Consider the following 6,358-nt stretch of genomic DNA (forward strand, 5'->3'; position numbering starts at 1 on the left):
CACAGCTCAGTAGTTATCTATAGGTTAGCGCTAACAACCCTCATTTGTCACCTCACTGAGACTTCTCTACAGTTAGATGAAAATCATAAAAAATGGTTCCAGTGGGCAACCCTGTGTTCGAGGCGGAGAAGCGTCATACGTTCTCTTCAGCTACGGTACATTGGATGCCAGCGAACATGGTAGTTCTTACAAGCACATATATCCAAGGAGCGGCTTATGGGCAACGCAACTGCAGACATCATCTCAAGCGGCCAGGCAACATTAGGCCTAGAGCTGGGGTCCACCAACATCAAGGCAACACTGGTTGCGCCAGATCACTCGGTCATCGCCAGCGGGTCGCACACATGGGAGAACCGCTTTGAGAATCGCTTGTGGACCTACCCACTAGAGGCGGTGTGGACAGGCATTCAGGATGCGGTCGCTAAAGTTCGCACCAACGCTAAAGAGCTACACGGAATCAACCCCGACACATTCGCCGCTATTGGCATATCCGCGATGATGCATGGATATTTGGCCTTTGACTCCAACAACAAACTCCTGGTCCCTTTTAGAACGTGGCGAAACACCAACACCGCCGATGCCGTGGACCTACTATCCGACACTCTTGACTACAACATTCCTCACCGTTGGTCGATTGCTCACTTTACCCAGGCGGTCCTCGATAAAGAGGAACATGTGACGGAAGTATCGTTCCTCACCACTCTTGCGGGATACGTTCACTGGCAGCTCACCGGGGAAAAAGTATTGGGCGTGGGGGACGCTTCAGGCATGTTCCCCATCGACCCGCAAACCCACACCTACGACGAGAAGCGCCTCGCTGCGACAGATGCTCTTTTGCGTGAACGCGGCATCACCACCCCCTTAGCCCAGCTGTTGCCACGACCACTCGTTGCCGGACAAGCTGCTGGAACTCTCACCGCGGAGGGTGCGGCTTTACTAGCTCCTGACGGGTCGCTGCCTGCGGGCATTCCCCTGTGCCCTCCAGAAGGAGACGCGGGCACTGGAATGGTAGCAACAAATGCGGTACTGCCTCGCACTGGGAATGTTTCTACAGGCACATCGATCTTTGCCATGGTCGTCTTGGAAGGAGAGCTTTCCAAGGTGCATCCAGAGCTGGACATGGTCACAACCCCCGCTGGTGACCTGGTCGCTATGGTGCACTGCAACAACGGTGCTAGCGAAATCGCAGACTGGGCAGACCTCTTCATTTCATTCGCACGCGGACTCGGTTCAGAGGCATCGGTCGGACAGATCTACGATACTTTCCTCAATGCCGCCCTTGAAGGTGAAGCAGATGCGGGTGGCCTGTTGGCCTACAACTACCTTTCCGGCGAGCCGATCACGGGCTTGGAGGAAGGCCGCCCTTTGGTGGTTCGCAAACCTGATTCCACTTTCTCTCTGGCTAACTTTGCCCGCGCGCAGGTGTATTCCATGTTTGGCACACTCACCCTGGGGATGCGGGTCCTCCAAGAAGAACACGTCCGCTTAGACCGCATGTATGCACACGGTGGTATCTACAAAACTCAAGGTGTTGCTCAGCGGTTCTTGGCGGCGGCCGTCGGAGCACCCGTATCCATCGCTACGACAGCTTCCGAGGGTGGCTCCTGGGGTATGGCTGTACTAGCCCAATACATGCTGGACCAGAACAACTCCGACCTCGGAGAATACCTAGCGGGCGACGTTTTCGCTTCCGTTGAATTCCTAGTAGAAGACCCTCGCGACGAAGACGTGAAGGGGTACGGCACATTCCTGGATGAATATGTGGCAGGGCTCGAAATCCAAAAGGCTGCCGTCGCCGCACTGCATTAGTCTTCCCTACCTATAGCGTCAGGTGCTGGATTTTTGCCTTCTTTTCCAAAGATAACAGGCACATAACCAGCACCTGATTGGGAAGGCACACACTTCCAAGACCTAGCAATACGCGGCAGGTTTCAAGCAGAGTGACGAAGAATCAGCTCCGGCTGGATTATTCGGTCTGCGACTTCTCTGCCATCAAGGCGCTGTGTAATCAGTTCAACAGCGGAGGTTCCGACATTCTCGAAATCTTGTCGCACAGTAGTGAGTGCGGGACGGAAAAACTCAGACCCAGGCTCGTCGTCGAACCCAACCACTAAAAGGTCTTCAGGAACCCGGACGCCAGCCTCGCCTAAAGCCCGGAGCGCACCTAGGGACATTTGGTCATTGGCGACAAAGATGGCATCTGGAAGCTCCGCAGATAAGAGCTCCTGCGCCATTCGGTACCCTGAAGAAGCCGACCAGTCACCGCTGAACTCTAAGGATGGTTCCAGCTTCGCCTCCGCCAAAGCATCCAACCATCCCTCACGGCGTTGCTCAGCATCAAACCAGTTTTCGGGGCCCGCAAAGTGGACGATACTCTTACATCCTTGTTCAACGAGGTACCGAACTGCTCTTCGCGCGCCAGCACGCTGATCAACCCCAACCCGACTCACTTGAGGTGAGTCCTCAGTCCATGCCGAAGAAATCACGACAGTTGCCGGAGGGAGCGGAAGCCGGTGGAGTTCGTGTGCCACCTCGATCACCGGAGCAATCAAGACAATTCCTGCAACCCCTTGCCCCAAGAATAGATCGACAGCATCGTGCAAAGTCTCTTGAGAAAACTCCGAAAGACTGGCTACAGAAACATAGAATCCGGCTTGCTTCGCTGCTACCTGGACACCTAAGAGCGTTGAGGCGGGACCATAGTTGACGAACTGGGTTGTGATGATCCCGATAAGCCTGCTGCGACGCGTTACGAGGGCGCGTGCAGCTTCATTGGGACGATATCCAAGCTGCGCAATAGCACTAAGGACTCTCTCGCGCGTCTCGGGACGGACCGTTCCCTTGTCATTGATTACCCGCGAAACCGTCTGATGGGAAACACCCGCCAACGCCGCAACATCCGTCATGGCCGGAGGACGTCCCGGAGTTTTGTGTTTCGCCATCATTGCCTCACGCTAAAAGATCCAGAATAAGTATCGTCTGACATGCTACACCTGGGCAGACGGTTTATCCGATCGACCCGTCGAAGCTAACCACACGGCTACCGACACAAATAGCAAGCCGACCAGCTCACCCGGTATTGGCGTCTGCTTCAACACAATGAACCCCACGATTGTTGAAGTTGCTGGTAAAAGTGCAGTAAGAAGAGCGAAAACCACTGGACTGAGGCGACCGAGGGCAACAGCCTCGACTGAGTATGGCAGCACCGTCGAAAGCAACGCTACTCCAGCCAACATAAGTAACAATGTGCCCGATAGCTGAACACCAAAAGCCTGTGGAGCCATGAAAGGTGCAAGCACTAATGCGCCAAAGAGACAACCAACCGCAAGCGACGCAACACCTGAACGTCTAGAAGCGATACGTTGGCCCAGCACAATGTAGACTGCCCACATCAGGCCAGCTGCAAGTGCGAATAATGCTCCAGTGATCACGCTCGTATCGCGCAGATCGATCCCCCAACCGCCTATGGAAGTCACGCCAGCTAGAGCTAGCATCGCAGCGATGCGACTACGGACGCCTCGCCCTCCAACAAGTGCGACAACGACAGGACCGATGAACTCTATAGAGACTGCGGCCCCCAATGGGATGCGTGCGATCGCCTCGTAAAAGAAGATATTCATGAGCCCAAGTACCACCCCAAAGAGGCAGCTTGTGGCTAGATTCTTTACCGACCATTTTTGTTTCCATGGGCGCCACAGGGGTACTAAAAAGAGAGCTCCTAGGAACAGTCGCCACCAGGCGACTCCGCCAGCGGGAAGCAACGCAAATAGTGATACTCCCATTGCCGCGCCAAGGTATTGCGAAAGTCCTGAGATCGCAAAGAGTATTGGTGCCGATCGGCTACTCATCAGGGGTAAAGGTGAGGGCAACCGAGTTCATACAATAGCGGTTCCCCGTCGGAGTTTGGGGGGCATCAGGAAATATGTGCCCGAGGTGTGACCCGCATTTTGCGCACCGCACTTCAGTGCGTTCGTAGCCCAGACTCGTGTCTGATAAGTATTGAACTGCGTCCGGTTTAGCCTGAAAAAAACTGGGCCACCCACAACCCGCATCAAATTTCGTGTCCGATTCAAAGAGTTCTTGTCCACAAGCAGCGCAACTATAAGTCCCGCTGCGGTTCTCTTCCAGTAGCTCTCCGGTCCAAGGACGCTCGGTGCCCGCCTCACGCAGCACATGGTATTGCATCGGTGTGAGCAGCTTTCGCCATGTACTCTCGTCAGTCATCGTCTTTTCGTTTCTTTGAGTTTTCCTTGCGCGTCCAGAGCTTGCATGATGGCCGTCTCTTCGCGCCGTTTTATCGTCTCGTCCCCCGGACCATCGTAGATCTTTCGCCGCTCTTCCGCGTCAGGGCTCCCAGAAAATAACCTCTCACCACCAGTTATAACCATGGTGGAGTCTTCATTGACGACAGAGCGACGTCGTACCCTCCTAGTCTTCGTTTTCTGTTTCGCCGCAGCCAGTCTCGCTGCGTGTATTGGATCGTGGTCAGGAACGCCATACCGTCCAGTAGTCTTACCCGAAATATCGGCGAGCTCTTGAGCTAATTCTGCTACCCGTTCTTCACCAATGTCCTGGTTAATCTGTTGAACTTCCATCGTCTGATTACGTCCTCGCGGCAAAGCCCACGGAATTTCTTTCACTATCCATGCCACCACTTGCTCCCGCACCTCACACTTCAGGTCATGTAAGTCCCCAGGATTTTTTGCAGAAACCACAATTCGCACCACAGGATTCGGCACCGTGTTAGGTGAGGCAACCATTTGCACATTCCACGTGCGGCCATCCCAAAGATCACACTCTTTCACAATCTTTTGAACTTGCTGCCGCAGTTGGGCCATAGGGACAGTCCAGTCTAATTGCAAGAAAATCGTACCCAGCTGTTCCGTATCGCGCCTGGACCAGTTTTCAAACGGTTTCGTCGTGAATTCTGTTGAGGGCAAAAGAACCCTGCGTTCATCCCACAGCCTCAAAACAACATAGGTAAGAGTGAGTTCTTCAACTACACCCGCCTCAGACGTATTGCCCACGCCAATCGTGACAGTGTCACCAACCCGAATTGCGTCTGTAAAAGCAAGCTGAAGGCCTGCGAAAGCATTCCCTAAGCTGGACTGCGCCGCGAGACCAACAACCACTGAGATCACGCCTGCGGACGCAAGGATGGACGTGAGAGGAGCCCTTGCGGCAGGGAACGTCAGCAGTGCCGCAATCACCGCGACAATCACGACGATGGCTTGGAGGACCCTGCGCACCACTTGGCTCTGCGTTTGGAGACGTTGGGCATCACGGGCATCCTTTTGGATACGAATCGTCGCAGCGTCCTGGATGAGGCCAGCCAGGGCCACCCCAAACCAGCCCATGGTTGCTATCACTAGCAGCAAAAGGACATGGCGAATCAACCCATACAGATTCCCCAATGCCTCTTCCTGTCCAGAAAAGCCAAACCCAACCCAGGCACCGAACACTGCCATAGCCCAACACAGCGGTGCCCGTGTACGGCGGTGCATGTAGTTCATCAATTCGGACTTCTTGCCTGATAGATGCACCACAAAAAGTAGGACTATCGCTACGAGAAGTCCAACTGCAGCTCCCCCTAATGTCCACGCAGCCAAATTGAGCGCGTTGAAGGCATGTTCTACGACTGTGTCAGTCTCGCCCGACTCTTCCATGCCTCTAGCCTAATCGCCCATTCCGACACGTGAACACCACACAATCGAAACCATTTTGACCTGCATAAATAAAAAACGTGACACAGCTTGCATTCTCTCGTTTTGCAAATGGACCCCAATCCCGCATATGATTTCCAAGTCTCCGAACGTGTTCGGAACCCGGGCCCCCATCGTCTAGAGGCCTAGGACACCGCCCTTTCACGGCGGCGACACGGGTTCGAATCCCGTTGGGGGTACGACTCTCAGAATCCTCTGAGAGAAAACTGAATAGGTCTTGATCTGGTAGACTTCTCAAGGTCTTTCTTTCAAGGCCCCGTAGCGCAGTTGGTTAGCGCGCCGCCCTGTCACGGCGGAGGTCGCGGGTTCGAGTCCCGTCGGGGTCGCTAGGCCGATCATGAGATATGTGGTCGGACTAGGCTCTGTAGCTCAGTTGGTAGAGCGTTCGACTGAAAATCGAAAGGTCAGGGGATCGATACCCCTCGGAGCCACTAGAATATTTCCCCGCTACGGCGGGGTTTTTGTTTAACAAGCATCCCACTCTGAACCCGGATAAGCCAATCCTTTAGCGGCTCTTCGGACTTTGGTGGGGTGTGAAGGTGTTTCATACTTTTAGGTGTGATCCAAAAAGATAATAGAAACACCTTCACTGTCTCTGATCCTACGTTGATTCTTCAGGCTTTGGTGAGTTTGAA

At 54.1% G+C, this 6,358-nt stretch carries 5 protein-coding genes and 3 tRNA genes; 4 read left to right on the top strand and 4 right to left on the bottom strand.

Going from position 1 to position 6,358, the window contains the following annotated elements; all coding sequences use genetic code 11:
• The first annotated feature begins 216 nt into the window (after positions 1-216).
• Positions 217-1,809 (top strand): xylulokinase, encoded by a 1,593-nt coding sequence (locus FYJ24_RS06270; protein ID WP_154544658.1) that lies wholly within the window; start codon positions 217-219, stop codon positions 1,807-1,809.
• A 122-nt stretch (positions 1,810-1,931) separates the two neighbouring features.
• On the opposite strand, the gene FYJ24_RS06275 is transcribed toward FYJ24_RS06270, so the two are convergent.
• The 4 genes from FYJ24_RS06275 to FYJ24_RS06290 are packed head-to-tail and all read right to left on the bottom strand — an operon-like array spanning position 1,932 to position 5,666.
• Positions 1,932-2,945: a LacI family DNA-binding transcriptional regulator gene (locus FYJ24_RS06275; RefSeq protein WP_206192550.1), complete on the bottom strand. Its 1,014-nt coding sequence runs from the start codon at positions 2,943-2,945 to the stop codon at positions 1,932-1,934.
• Between the two features lie 42 nt (positions 2,946-2,987).
• A complete protein-coding gene (locus FYJ24_RS06280) occupies positions 2,988-3,848 on the bottom strand; it encodes an EamA family transporter (protein WP_154544660.1) in 861 nt (286 codons plus the stop codon).
• Entirely contained in the window at positions 3,841-4,224 is a 384-nt protein-coding gene (msrB, locus tag FYJ24_RS06285; RefSeq protein WP_154544662.1) for a peptide-methionine (R)-S-oxide reductase MsrB, read from the bottom strand. Before msrB ends, FYJ24_RS06280 begins: the two co-directional genes overlap by 8 nt.
• Entirely contained in the window at positions 4,221-5,666 is a 1,446-nt protein-coding gene (locus FYJ24_RS06290) for a mechanosensitive ion channel family protein (RefSeq protein ID WP_154544664.1), read from the bottom strand. Before FYJ24_RS06290 ends, msrB begins: the two co-directional genes overlap by 4 nt.
• Positions 5,667-5,829: 163 nt before the next feature.
• Between FYJ24_RS06290 and FYJ24_RS06295 the strand changes: the two genes are divergently transcribed.
• From FYJ24_RS06295 to FYJ24_RS06305, 3 genes are all read left to right on the top strand, one after another.
• Positions 5,830-5,902 (top strand) — tRNA-Glu (locus FYJ24_RS06295).
• A 73-nt stretch (positions 5,903-5,975) separates the two neighbouring features.
• Positions 5,976-6,049: transfer RNA gene (locus FYJ24_RS06300), tRNA-Asp, on the top strand.
• A gap of 32 nt (positions 6,050-6,081) precedes the next feature.
• Positions 6,082-6,154, top strand: a tRNA-Phe gene (locus FYJ24_RS06305).
• The last annotated feature ends 204 nt before the right edge of the window (positions 6,155-6,358 follow it).

Source organism: Scrofimicrobium canadense (genome assembly GCF_009696615.1).
Taxonomy (GTDB): domain Bacteria; phylum Actinomycetota; class Actinomycetes; order Actinomycetales; family Actinomycetaceae; genus Scrofimicrobium; species Scrofimicrobium canadense.